This is a genomic window from Amycolatopsis sp. NPDC006125 (assembly GCF_040614195.1).
Taxonomy (GTDB): Bacteria; Actinomycetota; Actinomycetes; order Mycobacteriales; family Pseudonocardiaceae; genus Amycolatopsis_E; species Amycolatopsis_E tucumanensis.
In genome coordinates, this window is sequence record NZ_JBEXTZ010000007.1 from 14,703 (window position 1) to 36,173 (window position 21,471).

The 21,471-nt window shown below is 72.7% G+C and carries 19 protein-coding genes and 1 pseudogene; 10 read left to right on the forward strand and 10 right to left on the reverse strand.

Annotated elements, in window-relative coordinates; genetic code table 11:
- Positions 1-24 precede the first annotated feature (24 nt).
- A complete protein-coding gene (locus ABZ193_RS05615) occupies positions 25-597 on the reverse strand; it encodes a helix-turn-helix domain-containing protein (protein WP_354709039.1) in 573 nt (190 codons plus the stop codon).
- Between the two features lie 88 nt (positions 598-685).
- Between ABZ193_RS05615 and ABZ193_RS05620 the strand changes: the two genes are divergently transcribed.
- Positions 686-1,558 (forward strand): NAD-dependent epimerase/dehydratase family protein, encoded by an 873-nt coding sequence (locus ABZ193_RS05620; protein WP_354709040.1) that lies wholly within the window; start codon positions 686-688, stop codon positions 1,556-1,558.
- Here ABZ193_RS05620 and ABZ193_RS05625 read toward each other — a convergent pair.
- Entirely contained in the window at positions 1,555-3,207 is a 1,653-nt protein-coding gene (locus ABZ193_RS05625; RefSeq protein WP_354709136.1) for a GAF domain-containing protein, read from the reverse strand. The genes ABZ193_RS05620 and ABZ193_RS05625 overlap by 4 nt on opposite strands.
- 252 nt (positions 3,208-3,459) lie before the next feature.
- On the opposite strand from ABZ193_RS05625, the gene ABZ193_RS05630 reads away from it, so the two are divergent.
- From ABZ193_RS05630 to nrfD, 5 genes are read left to right on the forward strand one after another with little or no spacing between them, the layout of a single operon-like run.
- Positions 3,460-4,374, forward strand: a complete 915-nt coding sequence (locus ABZ193_RS05630) for a nitroreductase family protein (protein WP_354709041.1) — start codon at positions 3,460-3,462, stop codon at positions 4,372-4,374.
- Positions 4,375-4,403: 29 nt separating this feature from the next.
- Complete coding sequence (locus ABZ193_RS05635) at positions 4,404-4,832, forward strand: DUF6098 family protein (protein ID WP_020417988.1); 429 nt, start codon at positions 4,404-4,406, stop codon at positions 4,830-4,832.
- Positions 4,833-4,890: 58 nt separating this feature from the next.
- The gene (gene fdh, locus ABZ193_RS05640; protein WP_354709042.1) at positions 4,891-8,163 is read left to right on the forward strand and encodes a formate dehydrogenase; all 3,273 of its coding nucleotides are present in this window, start codon (positions 4,891-4,893) and stop codon (positions 8,161-8,163) included.
- The gene (locus ABZ193_RS05645; RefSeq protein ID WP_237334820.1) at positions 8,160-9,065 is read left to right on the forward strand and encodes a 4Fe-4S dicluster domain-containing protein; all 906 of its coding nucleotides are present in this window, start codon (positions 8,160-8,162) and stop codon (positions 9,063-9,065) included. Before fdh ends, ABZ193_RS05645 begins: the two co-directional genes overlap by 4 nt.
- Positions 9,062-10,003 carry an NrfD/PsrC family molybdoenzyme membrane anchor subunit gene (nrfD, locus tag ABZ193_RS05650; protein WP_354709044.1) on the forward strand — a complete coding sequence of 314 codons (942 nt, stop codon included), beginning with the start codon at positions 9,062-9,064 and terminating at the stop codon, positions 10,001-10,003. The genes ABZ193_RS05645 and nrfD overlap by 4 nt, the downstream gene beginning before the upstream one ends.
- On the opposite strand, the gene ABZ193_RS05655 is transcribed toward nrfD, so the two are convergent.
- Entirely contained in the window at positions 9,981-10,802 is an 822-nt protein-coding gene (locus ABZ193_RS05655; RefSeq protein ID WP_354709045.1) for an MBL fold metallo-hydrolase, read from the reverse strand. The genes nrfD and ABZ193_RS05655 overlap by 23 nt on opposite strands.
- A gap of 81 nt (positions 10,803-10,883) precedes the next feature.
- Here ABZ193_RS05655 and ABZ193_RS05660 point away from each other — a divergent pair, with 81 nt between their 5' ends.
- Positions 10,884-11,495, forward strand: coding sequence for a hypothetical protein (locus tag ABZ193_RS05660; protein ID WP_354709046.1), 612 nt, complete (start codon positions 10,884-10,886; stop codon positions 11,493-11,495).
- Between the two features lie 463 nt (positions 11,496-11,958).
- On the opposite strand, the gene ABZ193_RS05665 is transcribed toward ABZ193_RS05660, so the two are convergent.
- Positions 11,959-12,900, reverse strand: a complete 942-nt coding sequence (locus tag ABZ193_RS05665) for a globin domain-containing protein (RefSeq protein ID WP_354709047.1) — start codon at positions 12,898-12,900, stop codon at positions 11,959-11,961.
- A 166-nt stretch (positions 12,901-13,066) separates the two neighbouring features.
- Positions 13,067-14,920, reverse strand: a complete 1,854-nt coding sequence (locus tag ABZ193_RS05670; RefSeq protein ID WP_354709048.1) for a glycoside hydrolase family 3 N-terminal domain-containing protein — start codon at positions 14,918-14,920, stop codon at positions 13,067-13,069.
- Between the two features lie 132 nt (positions 14,921-15,052).
- On the opposite strand from ABZ193_RS05670, the gene ABZ193_RS05675 reads away from it, so the two are divergent.
- Entirely contained in the window at positions 15,053-15,577 is a 525-nt protein-coding gene (locus ABZ193_RS05675) for a hypothetical protein (protein WP_020417980.1), read from the forward strand.
- Here the strand turns inward: ABZ193_RS05675 and ABZ193_RS05680 are convergent.
- A complete protein-coding gene (locus tag ABZ193_RS05680) occupies positions 15,568-16,668 on the reverse strand; it encodes a CaiB/BaiF CoA-transferase family protein (RefSeq protein WP_354709137.1) in 1,101 nt (366 codons plus the stop codon). The two genes, ABZ193_RS05675 and ABZ193_RS05680, sit on opposite strands and share 10 nt — an antisense overlap.
- Positions 16,669-16,837: 169 nt before the next feature.
- On the opposite strand from ABZ193_RS05680, the gene ABZ193_RS05685 reads away from it, so the two are divergent.
- Positions 16,838-17,515, forward strand: coding sequence for a hypothetical protein (locus ABZ193_RS05685; RefSeq protein WP_157358525.1), 678 nt, complete (start codon positions 16,838-16,840; stop codon positions 17,513-17,515).
- 424 nt (positions 17,516-17,939) lie between these two features.
- Here the strand turns inward: ABZ193_RS05685 and ABZ193_RS05690 are convergent, their stop codons facing one another.
- Genes ABZ193_RS05690 through ABZ193_RS05700 form a run of 3 tightly spaced genes read right to left on the reverse strand, consistent with a single transcriptional unit; the run spans position 17,940 to position 19,524 of the window.
- Positions 17,940-18,338 carry a ChaB family protein gene (locus tag ABZ193_RS05690; RefSeq protein ID WP_020417978.1) on the reverse strand — a complete coding sequence of 133 codons (399 nt, stop codon included), beginning with the start codon at positions 18,336-18,338 and terminating at the stop codon, positions 17,940-17,942.
- 58 nt (positions 18,339-18,396) lie between these two features.
- Positions 18,397-18,669, reverse strand: a complete 273-nt coding sequence (locus tag ABZ193_RS05695; protein WP_020417977.1) for a hypothetical protein — start codon at positions 18,667-18,669, stop codon at positions 18,397-18,399.
- Between the two features lie 9 nt (positions 18,670-18,678).
- A complete protein-coding gene (locus tag ABZ193_RS05700) occupies positions 18,679-19,524 on the reverse strand; it encodes an SDR family oxidoreductase (protein WP_354709049.1) in 846 nt (281 codons plus the stop codon).
- A 97-nt stretch (positions 19,525-19,621) separates the two neighbouring features.
- Here ABZ193_RS05700 and ABZ193_RS05705 point away from each other — a divergent pair.
- Positions 19,622-20,693: pseudogene (locus tag ABZ193_RS05705) on the forward strand (NAD-dependent epimerase/dehydratase family protein).
- 1 nt (position 20,694) lies between these two features.
- Here the strand turns inward: ABZ193_RS05705 and ABZ193_RS05710 are convergent.
- Positions 20,695-21,453 carry an aminoglycoside adenylyltransferase family protein gene (locus ABZ193_RS05710; RefSeq protein WP_354709050.1) on the reverse strand — a complete coding sequence of 253 codons (759 nt, stop codon included), beginning with the start codon at positions 21,451-21,453 and terminating at the stop codon, positions 20,695-20,697.
- Positions 21,454-21,471: the final 18 nt, after the last annotated feature.

The window sequence follows — 21,471 nt, forward strand, 5'->3', positions numbered from 1 at the left end:
CCTGGCGCGCCCGTGGGCGCGGGTTCAGGCGAGGGTGGCGGCCGCGGTGCGGAGTTCGCCGAGGGCCTGGCGGGCGAGCTCGGGGAACGGCTGGTCGTTGGCGGGTTCGATCCACCGCTCGAACGCGCGGGTGAAGGCGCGGACGCCGAGGTCGGCGGCGAGGCTCGCGGCGGGGTCCGGCACGCCGCGCGCGGTGAGCGCTTCCGTCATCGCCGCGCCGAGACCGGCGCGTTTGAAGACCTCGCGTTCGCGCAGTTCCTTGTGGGCGGCGATGACGTCGTGCAGGCGGGGGCCGAACTCGCGTTGTTCCGGCACGAAGGTGGCGGTGACGGCGTCGAGGGCGGCGGCGACGGCTTGCAGCGGGGTGGCGCCGGCGGGTGCGCCGGCGATGCCGTCGGCGAGGAGCCGGGCGTGCACTTCTTGTCCGGCGAAGAGCACTTCGCGCTTGTCGGGGAAGTGGCGGAAGAACGTGGTCTTGGTGAGGCCGGCGCGTTCGGCGATCTGCGCCACGGTGGTCTTGTCGTAGCCCTGCTCGGCGAACAGGTCGATGGCGGCGCGCACCAGGCGCATGCGCGCGTTCGGTTCCCAGCGGCCCATGCGCACAGCCTAGGTGATGTGACTGAGTACCGTCACTTCCGCTACAGTGACGGTACTCAGTCACATCACTTTCAGCGGGAGGCTCCACATGCGGGTTTTCGTCACGGGTGCCGGCGGCCACATCGGTTCCGCCGTCGTCACCGAACTGCTCCAGGCCGGGCACGAGGTCGTGGGCCTGGCCCGTTCGGAGTCCTCGGCAGCCGCGGTGAAGGCGCTGGGCGCCGAGGTGCGCTTGGGCGATCTGGCGGACACCGACGGGCTGCGTGCGGCCGCGGCCGGCGCGGACGCGGTTGTCCACCTGGCCTTCGACAACGCCGCGGCGCTGGCCGGGGACTGGTCCGCGGCGGCAGCGGCCGACCTGGCTGCGGCGCGGGCGTTCGGCGAGGCGCTGGCGGGCACGGGCAAGGCCCTCGTCGGGATCGGGATGCCGGCCGTGGCGGACGAGGTTCTCGCGGCGAACCCGCGGCTCGCGACCGGGCGGCTGATCGCCGGGCTGGCCGGGCAGGGGGTCCGCGCTGTGCTCGTGGCGGTGCCACAGGTGGTGCACAGCACGCGGGACCGGAGCGGTTTCGTGCCGACGCTGATCAAGTTCGCGCGGGCGAGCAGTGTCTCGTGCTACCTGGGCGACGGCGCGAACCGCTGGCCCGCGGTGCACACGCTGGACCTGGCCCGCCTCTACCGGCTGGCGGTGGAGCAGGCGCCCGCGGGAGCGCAACTGATCGCAGCGGCGGAGGAGGGCGTGCGGGTGCGGGACATCGCCGAGGCGATCGGCCGCCACCTGGGGGTCCCGGTGCGCAGCGTCCCGGCCGAGCATGCCGCTGAACGCTTCGGGCCTTTCGCGCCGCTGATGAGCATCGACAACCCGTTGTCCAACGTGGACACCCGCCGCCTGCTCGGCTGGGAGCCGGTGCACCCCGCCCTCATGGCGGATCTCGAGGAGGGGCACTACTTCGCCGGTTAAGTCACCGGAGCGGACCAGGTCAGCCGGGTGCCGCCACCGTCCAGCGCGGTCACCGAGCACGTGCCGCCGGCCTGGGTGGCGCGTTCGGCGAGGTTGTGCAGGCCGCTGCGGGCGACCTTGCCGGGGATGCCGGTGCCGTTGTCGACGACGTCGATGACGAGGTCGTCGTCGACGGAGACGGTGATCGTCAGGGTGGTCGCGCGGGCGTGGCGGACCGCGTTGGACAACGCCTCCCGGAGCACCGCCTCGGCGTGTTCGGCCAGGTCGCTGCCGACGACGCCGATCGGGCCGGACATCCGCACCGTGGTGCGCAGGCCGGTGTCGCCGGTGACCTCGGCGATGATCTCGTTGAGGCGCTTGCGCAGCTGGGTGGTGCCGTGCAGGCCGCCGTGCAGGTCGAAGATCGCGGTGCGGATCTCCGCGACGATGCTCTGCACGTCGTCGATCATGTCGGCCAGCCGCCGTTGGATGTCCGGGTTGCGGGAGCGCATGTGGGTGCTCTGCAGGGCCAGCCCGTGGGCGAACAGCCGCTGGATGACGTGGTCGTGCAGGTCGCGGGCGATGCGGTCGCGGTCGGAGACCACCTTGAGCTCGTTGATGGAGCGCTGGTCCTCGGCCAGTTGCAGGGCGAGCGCGGCCTGGTCGGCGAACGCGGCGGCGAGCGGGAGCTGGGTGCCGTCGAACGGGTCCTGGCCCGCCTTGCGCAGGGTGACCAGCACGCCGGAGACGTAGTCGCGGGACGCGCGCAGCGGCAGGACCAGCGCGGGCCCGAACTCGTGGGTGAGGTCGTAGGCGAGGTTCTCCACGCGGCGCGGCTGGGCGTCGGTGTAGGCGGCGCCGCAGCTGGAGCCCTCGATCGGAATCTCGCGGCCGATGAGCGGGTCGGAGTCCAGGCCCGCCGAGACGGTGACCGTCAGGTGGGTGACGTCGGCGGGCGGGAGGTCGGGGTCGTCGGGCTGGGCGATGAAGGCGTAGTCGGCGCCGGCGAGGGCGAGGGCGCGGTTGGCGATCAGGTAGAGGACGTCGGTGGGGTCGGCGGCGGCGAGCAGTTCGGCGCGGATCTCGCTGGTGGCTTCCTGCCAGCGTTGCCGCAGCTGGGCTTCTTCGTAGAGGCGGGCGTTCTCCACGGCGATGCCGGCCGCGGCGGCCAGCGCCTGCACGACGACCTCGTCGTCTTCGGTGAACGGCTGGCCGTTGCTCTTCTCGGTGAGGTAGAGGTTGCCGAACACCTCGTTGCGCACGCGCACCGGGACGCCGAGGAAGGTCTTCATCGGCGGGTGGTGCGCGGGGAACCCGGAGGACGCGACGTGCTGGGAAAGATCGTCCAGCCGGATCGGTTTCGGTTGCTGGATCAGCAGTCCGAGCAGGCCGTGGCCGGTGGGCAGGTCGCCGATCTCGCGGCGGGTGGCTTCGTCGATGCCCTCGTAGACGAATTCGGCGAGGCCTTCGCGGTCCTGGTTGAGCACGCCGAGGGCGCCGTAGCGGCAGTCGACGAGGTTGATGGCGGCGTGCACGATGCGGCGCAGGGTGGCGTCGAGTTCGAGACCGCCCGCGACGGCGAGCATCGCCTCGAGCAGGCCGTCCATCTGGTCGCGCGACTGCACCAGCTGCTCGATGCGGTCCTGCACTTCCCGGAGCAGTTCCCGCAATCGCAACTGGGACAACGTTTCCCGTAACCCGGACAAGGGTGGGGCCTCGTCGGAGTCGTCGGTCCCGGGCATAGCAGCCAGACTCGCATGTCACCTGGGAGAACACCAGTCAAAAGGCGAGGTGGCGCGGGGCGAGTTTCACCGCCGATAGGGCACAAAGGCCTCATCGGTGAGGACACCGTGCCCTCGTGGGGGAGCCGCGCGGCGGTGAAGAGTGGAGCGATCCTGGACCCTTCGCGGCAGGGAGCCCAGATGTCGTTCGCCCAGGACCCGGTGCGGGTCGCACTCGACGCGGCGGTCCGCGCGCCGTCGCCGCACAACAGCCAGCCGTGGCGGTTCGAGGTGGACGGTGACCGGATCGGGGTGTTCCTCGACCCGGACCGGATTCTGAAGGTAGCCGACCCGGATGGCCGGGAGGCGCGGCTGGCGTGCGGCGCGGCGGTGCTGAACGTGCGGCTGGCCTTGCGCGCCGCGGGCCGGACCCCGGTGGTGCACCTGCTGCCGCGGCGGGACGTGCCGGAGCACCTGGCGACGGTGTGGGCGCGGGGGCGGGTGACCCCGACGCCCGACGACGTGGCGCTGGCGCGCGCGATCGCCTACCGGCGGAGCAACCGGCGGGCGTTCACGGCGCGGGAGGTGCCGGTGTGGGTGCGGCAGGCGCTGGTGCGGGCGGCGACCGAGGAGGGCGCGCACCTGGCGGTCGTGGGACGGGCCGGGCAGCTGGACGAGCTGGGGGTGCTGCTGCGGGAGGCCGAGCGGCTGCAGCGGGAGGACCTGGCGTTCCAGGACGAGCTGCGGCAGTGGACGGCGTCGGACGGGGCGCGGGACGACGGGGTGCCGGCGTCGGCGGCCGGGGCGGGTCCGGAGTGGCCGTTCGACCGCAAGCCGCTGGTGGCGGTGTTGTCGTCGTACACCGACACGCGGCTGGCCCAGTTGCGGGCGGGGCAGGCGTTGCAGCGGGTGCTGCTGCGGGCGACGACGGCGGGGGTGAGCGTGTCGTTCCTGTCGCAGCCGGTGGAGATCCCGGCGTTGCGGGCGGCGGTGGCGCGGCTGGTGTCGGCGCCCGGGAATCCGCAGGTGGTGCTGCGGTTCGGGTACGGGTTCGCGGCGCCGGCGACGCGGCGCCGCCCGGCCGAGGCGGTGACGCGGTACACGGTGCACGGTTAAGCGGGGCCGTGGCGGGGCATGTGTGCGGTATGGCGGTCGAAGACTCGTTGCCCACCCTGCGCCGGCTGGCGGATCTGGCGGAGCTGCTGATCCCCGGTGCGGTCGTCTACGTGCGGTACTCGCCCGGTCCGGAGGCCGACGCGGAGCACCCGAGCACCGATCACGAGAGCGGGCTGGAGATGCCCGGGGTGTCGGTGAACCCGTTGAACGCGCCGGGCTGGTGGTCGTTGCCGGTGGAGGACTGGCTGGCGCGGCGGATCGTGCAGTACGCGCACCAGCAGGCGGAGGGGGCGCGGCCGTGGGTGCTGACCGGCAAGGAGGTCGACTTCGGGCCGGACAACGAGCCGCTGCTGGTGGACGTGGAGCCGATCGCGTGGATCTCCGAGGACCTGGTGCGCGAGGCGCACGAGCGGTACCACTCCCGGCTGGACGCGGGGCGCGCGACGCACGAAGATTGATCGCGTGGGTTTGTCCCGCCCTGCGGGCGGGAAAGCGGGACGTGCCGGGAGGTGAGCGATGGGCGTGGGTGACTGGTTGCGGTCGTGGCCGGTCTACCGGCAGCTGACCGGCGCCGACCGGCTGGGCCGGGGCAGCGCGGCGCAGTCCGCCCGGTCGCACTCCCTGATGCCGCGCACCGCGTCCGCGGACCGGGTGGTGCACTCGGTGTGCCCGTACTGCGCGGTGGGGTGCGCGCAGAAGGTGTACGTCTCCGGCGAGCGCGTCGTGCAGATCGAGGGCAACCCGGATTCGCCGATCTCGCGGGGCCGGTTGTGCCCGAAGGGGTCGGCGAGCAAGCAGCTGGTGACCGGCCCGCAGCGGCAGGAGAAGGTGCTCTACCGCGCGCCGTACGCGACGGAGTGGCAGGAGCTGGACCTGCCGTCGGCGATGGAGATGGTGGCCGAGCGGGTTTTGGACGCGCGGCGGCGGGGCTGGCAGGACACCGACGAGCACGGCAACCCGTTGCGGCGGACGATGGGACTGGCGAGCCTGGGCGGCGCGACGCTGGACAACGAAGAGAACTTCCTGATCAAGAAGTTGTTCACGGCGCTGGGTGCGATCCAGATCGAGAACCAGGCCCGTATTTGACACTCCGCCACGGTTCCCGGTCTGGGAGCCTCCTTCGGTCGCGGTGGCGCGACGGACTACCAGCAGGACCTCGTCAACTCCGACTGCGTGATCATCATGGGCTCGAACATGGCCGAGGCCCATCCGGTCGGGTTCCAGTGGGTGGTGGAGGCCAAGGCGCGTGGCGCGAAGGTGTTCCACATCGACCCGCGGTTCACGCGGACGAGCGCGCTGGCCGACCGGCACGTGCCGTTGCGGGCGGGCTCGGACATCGCGTTCCTGGGCGGGGTGATCAACCACATCCTGTCCAACGGGCTGGAGTTCCGGGAGTACGTGCGGGCGTACACGAACGCGTCGTTCCTGGTGCGGGAGGACTTCCGGGACACCGAGGACCTGGACGGGTTGTTCAGCGGGTACGACCCGGAGACGGGGTCCTACGACCCGGCGAGCTGGCACTACGAGAGCGCACGGCCGCGCGAGGGCCGGGGCAGCCGGTCGAAGGAGCAGTCCTCGCCCTACCAGCACGGTTCGGGCGGGCCGCCGCTGGAGGGCGGGGCGGACGACATCGCCGCGGATCCGACGCTGGAGCACCCGCGGTGCGTGTTCCAGGTGCTCAAGCGGCACTTCGCGCGGTACACGCCGGAGATGGTGGAGCGGACCTGCGGCGTCCCTGCCGAGGTGTTCGAAGAGGTGTGCCGGGCCTGGACGGAGAACTCGGGGCGGGAGCGGACCGCGGCGCTGGTGTACAGCGTGGGCTGGACGCAGCATTCGATGGGCGCGCAGTACATCCGGGCGGGGTCGATCATCCAGTTGCTGCTGGGCAACATCGGCCGTCCGGGTGGCGGGGTGTTCGCGTTGCGCGGGCACGCCTCGATCCAGGGGTCGACGGACATCCCGACGTTGTTCAACCTGCTGCCCGGCTACCTGCCGATGCCGGACACCTCGCACGAGAGCATCGACGACTACCTGCACCTGGTGCGGGGTGACCGGCAGAAGGGGTTCTGGCGCAACGCCGACGCCTACCTGGTGTCGCTGCTGAAGGAGTACTGGGGCGACCACGCCACGGCGGACAACGACTGGTGCTTCGACTACCTGCCGCGCATCAACGGCGACCACGGCACCTACCGCACGGTCATGGACATGATCGACGGGAAGGTGTTCGGGTACTTCCTGCTGGGGCAGAACCCGGCGGTGGGGTCGGCGCACGGGCGGTTGCAGCGGCTGGGCATGGCGAACCTGGACTGGCTGGTGGTGCGGGACCTGGCGATGATCGAGAGCGCCACGTTCTGGAAGGACTCGCCGGAGGTGGAGACCGGGGAGATCGTGCCGGAGCAGTGCCGCACCGAGGTGTTCTTCTTCCCGGCGGCCTCGCACGTGGAGAAGTCCGGCACGTTCACCCAGACGCAGCGGATGCTGCAGTGGCGGGACAAGGCGGTCGAGCCGAGGGGCGACCAGCGCAGCGAGCTGTGGTTCTTCTACCACCTCGGCCGGATCCTGAAGGAGAAGCTGGCGACCTCGGCCGACGAGCGGGACCAGCCGCTGCGGGAGCTGTGGTGGGACTACCGGATGGAGCACGGCGACGAGCCCTCCGGCGAGGACGTGCTGCGGCGGATCAACGGCGTCGACCTGACCACCGGCCGAGCGCTGAACGGCTATCTGGAGCTCAAGGCCGACGGCAGCACGGCGTGCGGGTGCTGGATCTACAGCGGCGTGTACGCCGATGAGGTGAACCAGGCGGCGCGCCGCAAACCGCACGACGAGCAGGGCCCGTACGAGTCGGAGTGGGGCTGGACGTGGCCGCTCAACCGGCGGGTGCTCTACAACCGGGCCTCGGCGGACCCGCAGGGCCGGCCGTGGAGCGAGCGCAAGAAGCTCGTGTGGTGGGACGCGGACAAGGGCGAGTGGACCGGGCACGACGTGCCGGACTTCGAGAAGACGAAGCCGCCGGACTTCCGGCCGGAGCCGGGCGCGTCGGGTCCGGACGCGCTGCGCGGGGACGACCCGTTCATCATGCAGGCCGACGGCAAGGCGTGGCTGTTCGCGCCGAACGGGGTGCTGGACGGGCCGCTGCCCACGCACTACGAGCCGCACGAGTCGCCGGTGCGCAACCCGCTGTACGGGCAGCAGGGCAACCCGGCGCGCAAGGTGTACGGGCGGGTGGACAACCCGTCGAACCCGTCGCCGCCGGAGGCGCACGGTGAGGTGTTCCCGTTCGTGTTCACCGCGGCGCGGCTGACCGAGCACCACACCGCGGGCGGGATGAGCCGTCAGCTGCCGTACCTGGCGGAGTTGCAGCCGGCGTTGTTCGTGGAGGTCTCGCCGGAGCTGGCGGCCGAGCGCGGGCTGGCGCACCTGGACTGGGCGCACGTGGTGACGAGCCGGGCGGCGGTGGAAGCGCGGGTGTTCGTGACCGAGCGGATGCGGCCGCTGCGGATCGAGGACCGGGTGGTGCACCAGATCTGGATGCCCTACCACTGGGGTCACACCGGGCTGGTGGACGGCGACGTGGTCAACGACCTGCTGGGCGTGGTGGTGGATCCGAACGTGTTCATCCAGGAGAGCAAGGTGGCCACCTGCGACATCCGGCCGGGGCGGCGTCCGCGCGGCCCGGCGCTGCTGGCCTACCTGGAGGAGTACCGCACGCGGGCGGGGATCACCGTGGAGACCGGGACGCGGATCGCCACGGCGCGTCCGGACAGCGCCCACACGGAGGAGCGGTCATGAGCAACAGCTTCTACGGCCCGCTGGACGACGTGGCGGGCGATGCCGGCTATTCCGGGCACCCGCCGCGGATGGGGTTCTTCACCGACACCTCGGTGTGCATCGGCTGCAAGGCCTGCGAGGTGGCGTGCAAGGAGTGGAACGGGGTGCCTGACGACGGGTTCGACCTGCTGGGCATGTCGTTCGACAACACCGGGATGCTGGGCGCGAACTCGTGGCGGCACGTGGCGTTCGTGGAGCAGGAGCGGCCGGGTGCGGTGTCGCCGGAGCCGGTGGACCTGGGGCTGCCCTCGTTCGACCTGCCCGGGGCGGGCAGCGGCGCGGAGGCCCGCACGGATTTCCGGTGGCTGATGAGCTCGGACGTGTGCAAGCACTGCACGCACGCCGGGTGCCTGGACGTGTGCCCGACCGGGGCGCTGTTCCGCACCGAGTTCGGTTCGGTGGTGGTGCAGCCGGACATCTGCAACGGGTGCGGCTACTGCGTGTCCGGCTGCCCGTACGGGGTGATCGACCGGCGCGAGGACGACGGCAGGGCGTGGAAGTGCACGCTGTGCTACGACCGGTTGCGGGACGGGCTGGAGCCGGCGTGCGCGAAGGCGTGCCCGACCGATTCGATCCAGTTCGGGCAGCTGGACGAGCTGCGGGAGCGCGCGGCCCGGCGGGTGGACGCGCTGCACGAGGCCGGGGTGACCGAGGCGCGGCTGTACGGGGAGAGCCCGGACGACGGTGTGGGTGGCGACGGCGCGTTCTTCCTGTTGCTGGACGAGCCCGAGGTGTACGGTCTGCCGCCGGATCCGGTGGTGCCGACGCGGGACGCGGGGTCGATGTGGAAGTTCGCCGGCATGGCCGCGTCCGCGCTGGCGGCCGCCGCGGTGTCGGTGTTCTTCGGACGGGGCAGGGGATGAAGGAGCAGGTCGCGGTGCCCAAGGCCGAGTTCCGGTCCTACTACGGGCGGCCGGTGCTCAAGCCGCCGGTGTGGGAGTGGAAGATCCCGGCCTACCTGTTCACCGGCGGGTTGTCGGCCGGGTCGGCGATGCTCGGCGCGGGGGCGGACCTGACCGGCCGTCCGGTGCTGCGGCGGGCGAGCCGCGCCGGGGCGCTGGGCGCGCTGGTGGCGAGCATGTACCTGCTGGTGGCGGATCTGGGGCGGCCGGAGCGGTTCCTGCACATGCTGCGGGTGGCCAAGCCCAGTTCGCCGATGAGCGTGGGCACCTGGATCCTGGTCGCCTACGGGCCGGGCGCGGGGGTGGCCGGGGCGGCGGAGCTGGTGCCGCGGCGGTGGCGGGCCACGCTGCCCGGCCGTCTGCTGGGTCGGCTGGCACGGCCTGCGGGGTTGTCGGCGGCGGCGATCGCGCCCGGGGTGGCCTCGTACACGGCGGTGCTGTTGTCGCAGACCGCGGTGCCCGCCTGGCACTCGGCGCACCGCCAGCTGCCGTTCGTGTTCACCGGGTCGGCCGCGGCCAGCGGTGCCGGGTGGGGCATGGTGTGGGCGCCGGTCGCCGAGGCGGGGCCGGCGCGACGGCTGGCGGTGTTGGGCGCGGCGGCGGAGCTGGTGGCGTCGAAGGTGGTCGACCAGCGCCTCGGGCTGGTTTCGCAGGCCTACACCACCGGCAAGGCGCACCGGCTGCGGAAGTGGTCGGAGTACCTGACGCTGGGCGGCGCGGCCGGTGCGCTGGCCGGGCGGCGCAGCCGGGTCGTGCAGGTGGTGTCCGGGCTGGCGCTGCTGGCCGGCAGCGCGTTGCAGCGGTTCGGGGTGTTCGAGGCCGGTGTGGAGTCCACGAAGGACCCGCGGTACGTGGTGGAGCCGCAGCGGGACGCGATCAACCGGGTGAGCGGGCGCTGAGCAGGTTCGCCAGCGAGAAGGACTCGCCGCGGGCGAGCAGCCGGACGTCGGTGGCCGGGTGGCGGCGTGCGGCCTCGGCGAGGAAGTTCGACACCGGCGAGGTGAACTTGCCGTAGTCGTCGAAGTGCACCGGCACCACGTGGGTGGGGTTCATCAGCTCCAGCATCCGGCCGCCCTGCCGGTCGTCCATGGTGACCAGTACGCCGAGGACGCGGGTGCCGCCCAGGTGCAGCACGGCCAGGTCGATTTCGGGGTAGCGGCGGCGGATCCCGGTCAGGTCGTCGTGGATGATCGTGTCGCCGCTGACGTAGATCCGCAGCATGGGCGCGCCCGGGTGCGGGGTGTACTCCCAGATGCTGCCCATGACCGGCGGCAGGATCCGGTTCAGCGGGCCGCGGGAGTGGCGTGCGGGGACGGCGGTAACGGTGAGCTGGGCGTCGCCGTCGCGGAAGGTGTCGCCGCCCCAGGTGGGCAGGGCGACAGTGGCCTGGAAGCCGCGTTTGGCCAGCCTGCGGGCGGCGTGCTCGGTGGTCAGGATCGGCACGTCGGCGGGCAGGTCCCGGCGGGCGACCCGGTCGAAGTGGTCGCCGTGGAGGTGGGACAGCACGACCCCGTCCAGCGGGGGCAGGTCGGCGACCTGCGCGGCCGGTTCGGTGCGGCGCCGGGACACCAGGCCCTGCCCGAAGTGGGACCACTGGCCGCGGTGCAGGAAGTTCGGGTCGGTCAGCACCGTGAACGGCCCCAGCCGCACCAGGGTGGTGGCGGTGCCGATGAAGGTGAGCGAGTCGGCGGGGAACATCAACGGCCCTTCCGGTCGGTGTCCGGTACGGCTACCCACCGCGGGGCGGATGATTCGCCCGCGGCTGGGTAGCCGCCCGATATGGCACCTCCCGTCGTGCGACCCGTGTTCGGCGCGCTGGCCCGGCTGCGGCACGCGCGCGTGTTCCACCCGCGCGGTGTCCTGCTGCGCGGCACCCTGGAGACCCTGACCCCCGGCGAGCTGCCGCTGCCACCCAGCGGGCCGGTAGTGGCGCGACTGTCCAAAGGGGCCGGTCTGCCGCGCGGGATGCCCGACATCCTCGGGCTGGCGCTGCGCATCCCGACCGACGACGGGCCGTGGGACCTGACCCTGGCCAGCGCGAGCGCGCGGGTGCTGCTGAGGCCGGCGACGGGGTGGCGGCGGACGGTGTTCAGCAGCCTCGTGCCCTACCGGGTGGCCGCCGGGCTGCGGTGGATCCTCGCCGAGGTGGACGGCCCGGACGGCGCCGCGCTCGACGACGTGGACGCGGTGACGGTCACCTGCTCGGCGGCGAAGCTCACCGGCCCGGCCACCCCGGTCGCGCGGATCGCACTGGACACCCCCCTCGGCGACGGCGAGCGCCCCAGCTTCGACCCGATGCTGCACAGCCCACCCGGCGCGCGGCTCTACCCGGAGTGGCTGTCCCGCCTGCGGGAGCCCGCCTACCAGGGCAGCCGCGCGGGCCGCCGCTGATCCTTGCTCCGCAGAACGCTTCGCCACTCGAGGAGCCCTGCCCAGGTGCCGCGACCGCGCCGCGCCCACGGTGCCGGCGCGCCAGGATCAACCGGATCCCTGCATGCTCTTCCCAGGATCACCCGGTTTCCCGCATGCGGAACGCAGCCTCGGCGACCCGCAGCGGCATGCCGAGCGCGTGGCCACCGCTAGGCGGTGCTCCGCACGCCGCTCAACGGACTCCGCTGTGGCGCTGCGACCGCGTTGCGCCGGGCAGCGCGCCCGATGTTGCGGCGCGCGAGGATCAGCCGGGTTTCCGCACGCGGAAGGCGGCTTCGCGGCCCGCAGCGGCATCCTGAGCGCACGGCCACCGCCGGGCGGTTCTTCGCTGGTCGCTCTGCCACTCAACGGACCCCGGCCTGGCCGCACTCGCGTCGCGTCGGGCGTCGCGCCTTGGCGTTCCGGCGCTGTCTCCTTTCCAGGATCAGCCGGTTTCCCGCATGCGGAACGCAGCCTCGGCGACCCGCAGCGGCATGCCGAGCGCGTGGCTGTAGGTGCGCGTCCACGCCAGGCGACGCTCCATCTCCTCGCCCTGCACCGTGCACCGCGAGCCCATCGCCGCCCGGTAGGCCTCGCCGGCGGCGTGCGCGGCGGCTTCGGCCTGGCGGTGCGCCTGCGCGGCCAGCCGCCGTCGCCGGGTCTCGGCGCTCGTCAGGATCTCCTCGGCCAGCAGCTGCGCCCGCGTCGGCAACGCGACCGCCTGCTCGTCCACCGTCGGCACGCCGTCGGACGCGTCGCGGGCCCGCAGCCGCGCGACCTCCGCGCGCAGGCGCGCCGCCTCGCGGTCGCGGGTGGCCAGCTCGTCGGCCAGCCGCCGCTGGAAGTCGTGCACGTCGCCGCGGTCGAAACCCCGCCGGTGCCAGGGCGCGCGCCGGAACGGGCGGGCCCGCACGCGGTCCGCGGTCAGCCCGTGCTGCGGACCGGTTCCGGTGTCCGGCGGCGGGAGCAGCACGGTCTGCCGTCCCCGGCCGCGCACCTCGGCGTTGGTCCTCACCTCGGCGACGACCGCGTAGGCGCTGGTCCAGTCCGCGGCCAGCTCCGGCGTCCACCGCTCGCCGAGGAAGTGCTCGAGCGTGGCCAGCAGCGCCTGCCCGACCAGCGGGTAGTGCTCCGGGCGCACCCCAGCCTCGCGGTGCGCCCGGCCCAGCCCGCGCAGGTAGGGGACCGCGGCGTCAAGGTCGTCCACGTGGGTGACGATCTGCCCGAGCCCGAAGACGAAGCGCTTTCGCTGCGACGCGAGCGACACCGGGAACAGGTCCCGCAGTGACGGGCGGAGCAGGAACAGCGTGGCGTAGAACCAGAGCGGGACCTCGTCACCGCGCTCGGCGACGGTGGTCCAGCTCGCCCGTAGCCGGGGGATGTCCACGGCGGTTAGCGCGCCTCTCCGGCGATGACCGGGCGGCCCCGGTCGGTGCAGGCCATTTCGCGCTGGTCCTTCCCTTGACGAATGGCAGGAGCCTAGGACCGGCCATTCGCCAAGGGAAGGGTTTCCAGCAGTGGAAAATAGGTTTCAGGAATCGTGGCGGAACCGGTCAGCCCCGGCGGTAGCGCAGCCCGTACCCGTAGGGGAACAGCGGGTCCTGCCCGTCGCCGACGTTGATCGGCTGCTGCGCGGCGCTGCGCATCCACGTCACCGGCAGCTTCCCGGTCGGGTTGTAGTCGCCGAACAGCACGTCGGCGACGCCGCCGCCTTCGGTGCCCGGCAGCCACGACGCCAGCAGCGCGTCCCAGCCGGGCAGTTCCGCGGCGATGTCCAGCGGACGGCCGGACACCAGCACGACCACCACCGGCACCCCGGAATCCTTGAGCCGCTGCAGGGTCGCCAGGTCCTCCGCGTCCAGACCCATGCCCGCCGGCCGGTCGCCCATGAACTCCGCGTACGGCGTCTCGCCGACCACCGCGACCGCGACGTCGTAGCTGCCGTCGATGCCGACGCCGTCCCGGTTGTAGGTGACCGCGCTGGAACGCGCCTTGTCGCGGATCCCTTGCAGGATCGTGGTTCCCGGCGTGATCGGCCCGCTCGAGCCCTGCCAGGTGATCGTCCAGCCGCCGCTCTGGTTGCCGATGTCGTCGGCGTTCTTGCCCGCTACGAAGATCTTCTGCCCGTTCTTGCCGAGCGGCAGCACGCCGCCGTCGTTCTTGAGCAGCACCTGCGACTCGCGCACCGCCTGCCGCGCCAGCGCCCGGTGTCCGGCGCTGCCCACGGTCGAGGTGTAGCGCCGGTCGGTGAAGGGCCGCTCGAACAGCCCGAGCTGGAACTTCTTGGTCAGGATGCGGCGGTTGGCGTCGTCGATGCGGCTCATCGGCACCCGGCCCGCCTGCACCTCGGCCCGCAGCGTGTCGATGAACTTCACGTAGTCGTAGGGCACCATCACCATGTCCACGCCCGCGTTGATCGAGGCCCGGACCTCCTCGGCGGTGAAGCCCTCCTGGCCGTCGATCTTGTCGATGCCCTGCCAGTCGGACACGACGAACCCGGAGAAGCCCAGCTCGCCCTTCAGCACATCGGTGATCAGGTAGCGGTTGGCGTGCATCTTCACGCCGTTCCAGCTGCTGAAGGAGATCATCACCGACCCGACCCCGCGCTGGACCGCGGCGCGGAACGGCGCCAGGTGGATGGCCCGCAACTGCTGCTCGGTGAGCTCGGTGTCGCCCTGGTCCACACCACCGGTCGTGCCGCCGTCGCCGACGTAGTGCTTGGCCGTGGCCAGGACCGATCCCTTGTCGGACAACGACCTGCCCTGCAGGCCGTCGATGATCGTGGTCATCGACGAGGCCAGTTCCGGGGTCTCGCCGAAGGACTCGTAGGTGCGGCCCCAGCGGTCGTTGCGGGCCACGCACAGGCACGGCGCGAAGTCCCAGTCCACGCCGGTGCCCGACACCTCTTCGGCCACGGCGTCGCCGATGCGGCCCACCAGCTTCGGGTCGCGGGTCGCGCCCAGGCCGATGTTGTGCGGGAAGATCGTCGCGCCGTAGACGTTGTTGTGGCCGTGCACCGCGTCCACGCCGTAGATGATGGGGATGCGCAGGGGAGAGGTCAGCGCGGCGCGCTGGAACCCGTCGTACATGTCGGCCCAGGACTGGGCGGTGTTCGGCGTGGGCACCGAGCCGCCGCCGGACAGCAGCGACCCGAGCCGGTGGGTCGCGATGTCGGCGGGGTCGGTGATGGCGCCGCGCTCGGCCTGGGTCATCTGGCCGAGCTTGTCGTCCAGGCTCATGCGGGACAGCAGGTCGGCCACCCGCACCGGGACCGGTTTGCCCGCGTCGAGGTAGGCGGGGCGGTGCTGGACGGGCGCCGCCGACACCGTGGTCGCGCCGGAGACGAGCGCGACGGTGGCGGCGAGCGCGGCGAAGAGGATTTTCCGGCGAACAGATCGGGGTCTCATCCGTGGTCCTCCTTGACGCATCGGATTTGTTGCCGTGGGCAACTTAAGCGCCCTGCTGTAACCTAGCCCACACTTCCGCAGGAGGTCCAGACCTCTGTTCGGCCTACGACTTCCGTCGGTAGGTTGGGTTGCATGGCAAGGCCGAACAGCACCGTCGTCGTGCTCGCCGGGGCAGGCGCGGACAAGGTCATGGCCGGGCTCGACGGGCTGGCCAACGTGCACGTGGCGGCGTCGGCGGACGCGGGCGCCCTGGTGTCGCACGCCGCGTACGTGGTGCACGACCGGGACCCGCTCGCCGGGGTCGCGCAGGCGTGGGCCGGGTTCTTCGACCGGCAGGCACCCGCCGGCGCACTGGAGGTCGCGATCGAAAGCGCGGTCGCCGACCTCCGCCGCGGCGTCACGCTGCTGCCTGACTACTACGTCGTGCTCGACCCGGAATCCCTGCCGCCCACGGGGAAGCACTGGTGGCTGGGCGTGCTCGCGGGGGCCGCGCCCAGCCGGGTCGTCCCGGCCGCGCCGACGGCGTCCGCGGTGCGGGAAGCGCTCTCCCGGCTGCCGTCGGGCCGGTGGTGGCCCGACGACGTGGAGACCTGGCTACGCGACCTGGTCCGCGTGGTGCCGGACCAGGTCGGCCTGCCCCGGCCCGCTCAGGCCTGAAGACCCCAGTCGCGGATCACGGCTTCGGTGTCCGCGCCCGGCGTGGGCGGCGCCGACGGCTCGCCGCTGGGCGTCCGGGAGAACCGCGGCGCGGGCGCGGCCTGGGTCGCGCCGTTGATGTCCCGCACGGAGCCGCGCGCGCTCAGGTGCTCGTTCTCCGCCGCCTCGGCGAAGGACAGCACCGGCGTCACGCACGCGTCCGTCCCGGCGAACACCGCCGTCCACTCGTCGCGGGTGCGGGAGGCGATGACCTCGGTGAACCGCTCCCGCAGCTTCGGCCACCCGGAGCGGTCGCCCTGCGCGGGCAGGTCCTCACCGTCCAGGCCGAGGCCCTTGAGCAGCTCGGCGTAGAACTGCGACTCCAGCGCCCCCACCGCGATGTACCCGCCGTCGGCGCACCGGTAGGTGTCGTAGAACGGGCAGCCGGTGTCCAGCAGGTTCGTGCCCGGCTCGTCGGCCCACGCGCCCTGTGCCCGCAGCGCCCACACCATCTGCAGCAGCACGCTCGCGCCGTCGACCATCGCCGCGTCCACCACCTGGCCCCGACCGGAACTGGCGCGCTCCACCAGCGCCGCCAGCACCCCGGTGACCAGGAACATCGAGCCGCCGCCGAAGTCGCCGACCAGGTTCAGCGCCGGGATCGGCTTGCCGCCGGTGTCGCGGACCGCGTGCAGCGCGCCGGTCAGGGAGATGTAGTTGATGTCGTGCCCGGCCCGCTTCGCCATCGGGCCGTCCTGGCCCCAGCCGGTCATCCGGCCGTAGACCAGGCGCGGGTTGCGGGCGAAGCAGTCCTCCGGGCCGACACCGAGCCGCTCGGCCACGCCCGGCCGGAAACCCTCCAGCAGCACGTCCGCCTTCTCGACCAGCTGCTCCACCAGCCGCTTGCCCTCGGGGGTCTTCAGATCGGCCGCGATCGAGCGGCGGCCGCGCAGCACGTGGTCCCGCGCCTCCGGCGGCAGCACCTGCAGGCCACCCGATGGCCGCTCGACGCGCACCACGTCCGCGCCCAGGTCGGCGAGGATCATCGCCGCGTGCGGTCCAGGGCCGATGCCCGCCAGTTCCAGCACCTTGATCCCCGCCAGCGGCCCCATCGGCACTGCTCCCCACTCGTCGTCGTGCAAGTGCCCCGGATTGTGCCAGGCGCGGGCGCGCGGCGGATGTGGCGCATTCCACCGCACTACACGGACCGCTCACGAAACCAGGCGCATCATGGAGTCAGGGCGCTCGCGCCGGGGCGCCGCCGTGGTGAGGGAGCTGCCGATGCCCTACCAAGACCTGGGAGCGTTCATCTGGCCCATCATGGTGCTGATCTGGGTGCTGGCCGCCTCCTACTCGCGCGCCGCGATGCACCACCGCTGGCAGACCCGCGCCCACCCCGCACCCGCCCGTCCACCCGGACGGTCCATCGACGCCCCCGACGCGGCCGCGTCGCTGCGCGTGCTGTGGGACGCCGCGCGCGAGCGGTACGCCCGGATCGCGGGGGAGTACGGCGACTACGAGTCCGACCCCAAGCAGGTGCTGCGCCGGCCCGCGCTGGCCGACCCGGCGGTGCCCTCGACCAGCCGGTTCATCGACGCCTTCCACGAGGCGATGGCCCTGCACACCGAGACCTACCCGCCCACCGACCTGGCCCGCAAGTACGTGGAGGCCACCGAAACCGCCGAAAAGGCCTGGACAGCGGCCTGCGAGGCGGCCGACAAGCTGCGCGCATCCCGGTTCACCACCGACGAGCGGGCGCTGATCAACCAGGGCATCAAACTGCTCGAACTCGCCGAGGGCGCGGCCACCCCCGCGGAGCAGGAAGCCGCCTTCGCCGCTGCGCGGCAGGTGCTCGCCAAGCTCGAACGCAGCGCAGGCACCCGCCTCGACTGGCGCGTGCCGCGCCCCGCGCGCCAGACCATCGACCGGCTCGGCAGGCCGCCCCTGCCCCCGGCATGAATGTGGCCCGGTCCGAAGAGATCCCCGGCCTCGCACGAGGCTGCCGCCCTCGCTGAGGGCCACGCCCGGCTCCGCCCGCGAAGCACCCCCGGCCGGTCGGCGGGGCTTCCGGTCCAGCAGGGTCGGATGACGGAAGGTCACGGCGCGAGGCGCGCCCAGCGAGGTCCGCTCGGCAGGCCCCCGGCGTGAAGGAGGGCAAGTCCCGCTGTCCCCCGGCGGCTGCAGGTCCACAACCCCGGCGTGAGAGGGGCGCGGCGCGCCGGAAGCGGTTCAGCGGGCACCACCCGGCGGCATCTCGCCGAGCTCGGCCCGCCACGCGCGGCTCCACGGAGGGCTAGCCGCCGCTGCAGGCGGCCGCCGGCCCACCACCCCGGACATGACGAAGGGCCCGGCGCGCGCCGGGCCCTCCACCAACCAGTACCTGCTACCGGCGAGCCTTCGCGGTCTCCCTGTTGTTGGCCTTCTCGATCGCCTTGACCAGCTCGTTCTTGTTCATCGACGAGCGGCCCTTGATGTCCAGCTTCTTGGCCACGTCGTACAGGTGCTGCTTGCTGGCCGAGGCGTCCACACCACCGGCGGTCTTGGTCGCCTTGCGCCCCGCGCCCCGGGCGGCCTGCTTGTCCGACGGGCCCTTGCGGCCCTTCTCCTCCCAGTGGTCGCCGACCTTCTCGAACGAGTGCTTCAGCGACGCGTACGCCGTCTGGTGCGCGCGCCGCCCCTCGCCGTAGGTCTCCACCGCCGAGTCGTGGGTCTTCACCCACGTGTCCTGCGCCTTCTTCGACGACCGCTTCAGCGTGCTGGGCAGGGCTTCACGTCCAGGCATCGGAGCACCTCCTGTCGCCTCTCGTGCCTGCCCCACGGCTTCCCGGTACGGCCGTACGTCAAACTTCGCCGTCCTCCACCCGCATCGCCTGCTGCTCGGCGCCCCCGGCGGGCCGCTGACGGCCCCGGTCCTCACCGATCTCGGTGCCTTCGGCGTCGACCAGCTCGTTGGACCGGTCCGGCGCCGACACCTGCCCGGCCGCGGCCTCGGAGTCCGGCTCGACCGCCCGGTCCGGGTCGCGCACCCGCCAGCTCACCGGGTCCTCCAGCGGCTTCGGCTCGGCGTCCAGCTCCAGGTTCTCCTGCTGCTCCGACGCTGGCTCCTGCGGCATGTTCCCTCCTCAGCCCGGCATCGTCTCGCCGCCGAGCGCGGCGAGCACCTCACCGGTGTAGTACGACGACAACTGGTTCGACGCGAAGAACACGAACGACGGCGCCAGCTCGTCCGGCTGCGCCGCCCGCCCCATCGGCACCTGCTGCCCGAACTTCTCCACGTGCTCCGGCGACATCGTCGCCGGGATCAGCGGTGTCCACACCGGACCCGGCGCGACCGCGTTGATCCGCACGCCCCTCTCGGCCAGCGCCTGCGCCATCGCGTAGGTCCACGCGATCACCGCGCCCTTGGTGGCCGAGTAGTCGATCAGGGACTTGTTGCCGCGCAACCCGTTCACCGACGCGGTGTTCACGATCGACGAGCCCTCGCCCAGGTGCGGCAGCGCCGCGTGCGTCACCCGGAAGTAGCTGTGGATGTTCACGTCGAACGTGCGCGTCCACTGCTCGTCGGTCAGGTCCTCGGGGGAGTCCAGCTCCTGCTGCGTGGCCACGTTGTTGACCAGGACCTCCAGCCCGCCGAACTCCCGCACCGTCTCGTCCACGACCTTGCGGCACTGCTCGCGCGAGCCGAGGTCGCCGGGCAGCAGCAGGCAGCGGCGGCCCTCCTTGCGCACCAGTTCCGCGGTCTCCTCCGCGTCGTCGTGCTCGTCCAGGTAGGCGATCGCCACGTCGGCGCCCTCCTTGGCGAACGCGATCGCGACCGCGCGCCCGATGCCGGAGTCACCACCGGTCACCAGCGCCCGCTTGTCCCGCAGCAACCCGCGCCCGGTGTAGTCCGCCATCCGGTCCCGCGGCCGCGGCTCCATCTCGTCCGTCACGCCGGGCGGTTCCTGTTGCTGACGTGGCTGTCCCATGCGCACACTCCTTCCTCACCTGCCCCGAGGTGTCCCCGCTCCCGGCGGCACCAAACGCGACGGTTCGCGCCCACGCGCGCCGGGTATCCGCGTCCGCATGAACTCGCCAGCGAGCAAGGGCCTGCGCGTCGTCGTCACCGGCGCCAGCGGCAACGTGGGCACCAGCACCGTCGAGGCGCTCAGCCGTGACCCCGGCCGTGGCCTCGATCCTCGGCGTGGTCCGCCGCGAACCGGAGTGGCGCGTGCCGAAGCTGGAGTGGCGCACCGCCGACCTGGCCGAGGACCAGATCGCCCACCTGGTGCGCGGCGCCGACGTGGTGATCCACCTGTCGTGGCTGTTCCAGCCCACCCACGACCCGGCGCTGACCTGGCGGTCCAACGTGCTCGGCGCGATCCGCGTGTTCGAGGCCGTGGCCAGGGAGAACGTGCCCGCCGTGGTGTACTCCTCGTCGGTGGGGGCCTACTCGCCGGGCCCGAAGGACAGCCCGGTCACCGAGAGCTGGCCCACCCACGGCTGGCCCGCGGCCGCCTACCCGCGGGAGAAGGCCTACCTGGAGCGCTACCTCGACGGGTTCGAGAAGGCCAACCCCGGCGTGCGGGTGGTGCGGCTGCGCCCGGCGTTCATCTTCAAATGGGAAGCCGCCTCCGCCCAGCGGCGGTTGTTCGCGGGCCCGTTCCTCCCCGGCAGCCTCGCCCGGCCGTCGCTGATCCCGGTCGTCCCGGACATCCCGGGTCTGCGCGTGCAGGCGGTGCACTCCGCCGACATCGGCGAGGCGTTCCGCCTGGCAGCGATGAAGGACGTGCGCGGGGCGTTCAACATCGCCGCCGACCCGGTCGTCGACGCCAAGGCGCTGGCCCGCCTGCTCGGCGCCCGCACCGTCCCGGTGCCCACGTGGGCGATCCGCGGCGTGGTCGCCGCCGGCTGGTACGCCCACCTGTTGCCGGCCTCACCGGGCCTGCTGGACACCGTCCTGCGGCTGCCGATCATGGACACCACCCGCGCCCGAGACGAGCTCGGCTGGACCCCGCGCCACGACGGCCTGGAAGCGATCGGCGAGTTCCTCGCCGGGCTGCGCGCCGGCGCGGGCATGGCGACGCCGCCGCTGACCCCGGACAACGCCCCGACCCGCATCCAGGAGGTGCGCACCGGCATCGGCAACCGGCCGTGACTCAGCCCCGCAGCCCGTCGATGCGGGCCAGCACCTCGTCGACGAGAGGGCGCACCCGCGGCACCAGGTCGGGGCTCCAGGTCTCCTCCGCGTAGTGGCGCGTCCGGTACAGGTCCCTGGCGTGCGCGAGGACCGGACGGTGTGCCGCGGGCAGGTGCGCGAGGGCCCAGTCCGCCGCGGCGTCCTTGGGTTTGATCTCCCCGGTGGCGAGGGTCGCCCACACACGGGCGAGGGTCAGCACGACGTTGCGCGTGTCGCCGTCCAGGTCGGCGACGAGTTCGGGGATGCCCGCCACGCTCGCCCGCACCACGTCCGAATGCGGCACCGGGTCCAGGAGCCCGGCGGGTGGCGGCCCGGCCAGCGGGTGGTCGCCCGCCAGGACCATCGCCAGCACCAGCGCCAGGTGGGGCATCGGTTCCGGCTGGGGAGGCCCGCTCGCCTGGATTTCCTCCCGCAGCCACTCGCCGTAGAGGAAGTCACCCACCGGCGGGAACCGCCACGGGCTGACCTCGGACCGGACCACCACGGTCAGTTCGACCGGCCGCACCGCGGTGGTCAGGCCGGAGATCTCCAGCAGGCCGGCCAGCAGTGCCCGCCGCTGCCGCTGGTCCAGGCTCCGCCGCGTGACGGCGAGGACGTCCAGGTCGCTGGCCGGGCGGAGACCCCCGAGCACCGCCGAGCCGTGGAGGTACACGCCGAGCAGCTCCGGGCCCGAGACGTCGCGGGCGAGCCCGAGGGCGCGCTCCAGCTGATCGCCCACAGCGTTGATGATAGGAAT

Coding starts and splice junctions, on each gene's coding strand:
- ABZ193_RS05615 (WP_354709039.1), bottom strand. CDS start 597: ATGGGCCGCTGGGAACCGAACGCGCGCATGCGCCTGGTGCGCGCCGCC.
- ABZ193_RS05620 (WP_354709040.1), top strand. CDS start 686: ATGCGGGTTTTCGTCACGGGTGCCGGCGGCCACATCGGTTCCGCCGTC.
- ABZ193_RS05630 (WP_354709041.1), top strand. CDS start 3,460: ATGTCGTTCGCCCAGGACCCGGTGCGGGTCGCACTCGACGCGGCGGTC.
- ABZ193_RS05635 (WP_020417988.1), top strand. CDS start 4,404: ATGGCGGTCGAAGACTCGTTGCCCACCCTGCGCCGGCTGGCGGATCTG.
- ABZ193_RS05645 (WP_237334820.1), top strand. CDS start 8,160: ATGAGCAACAGCTTCTACGGCCCGCTGGACGACGTGGCGGGCGATGCC.
- nrfD (WP_354709044.1), top strand. CDS start 9,062: ATGAAGGAGCAGGTCGCGGTGCCCAAGGCCGAGTTCCGGTCCTACTAC.
- ABZ193_RS05655 (WP_354709045.1), bottom strand. CDS start 10,802: ATGTTCCCCGCCGACTCGCTCACCTTCATCGGCACCGCCACCACCCTG.
- ABZ193_RS05660 (WP_354709046.1), top strand. CDS start 10,884: ATGGCACCTCCCGTCGTGCGACCCGTGTTCGGCGCGCTGGCCCGGCTG.
- ABZ193_RS05670 (WP_354709048.1), bottom strand. CDS start 14,920: ATGAGACCCCGATCTGTTCGCCGGAAAATCCTCTTCGCCGCGCTCGCC.
- ABZ193_RS05675 (WP_020417980.1), top strand. CDS start 15,053: ATGGCAAGGCCGAACAGCACCGTCGTCGTGCTCGCCGGGGCAGGCGCG.
- ABZ193_RS05680 (WP_354709137.1), bottom strand. CDS start 16,668: ATGGGGCCGCTGGCGGGGATCAAGGTGCTGGAACTGGCGGGCATCGGC.
- ABZ193_RS05685 (WP_157358525.1), top strand. CDS start 16,838: ATGCCCTACCAAGACCTGGGAGCGTTCATCTGGCCCATCATGGTGCTG.
- ABZ193_RS05690 (WP_020417978.1), bottom strand. CDS start 18,338: ATGCCTGGACGTGAAGCCCTGCCCAGCACGCTGAAGCGGTCGTCGAAG.
- ABZ193_RS05695 (WP_020417977.1), bottom strand. CDS start 18,669: ATGCCGCAGGAGCCAGCGTCGGAGCAGCAGGAGAACCTGGAGCTGGAC.
- ABZ193_RS05700 (WP_354709049.1), bottom strand. CDS start 19,524: ATGGGACAGCCACGTCAGCAACAGGAACCGCCCGGCGTGACGGACGAG.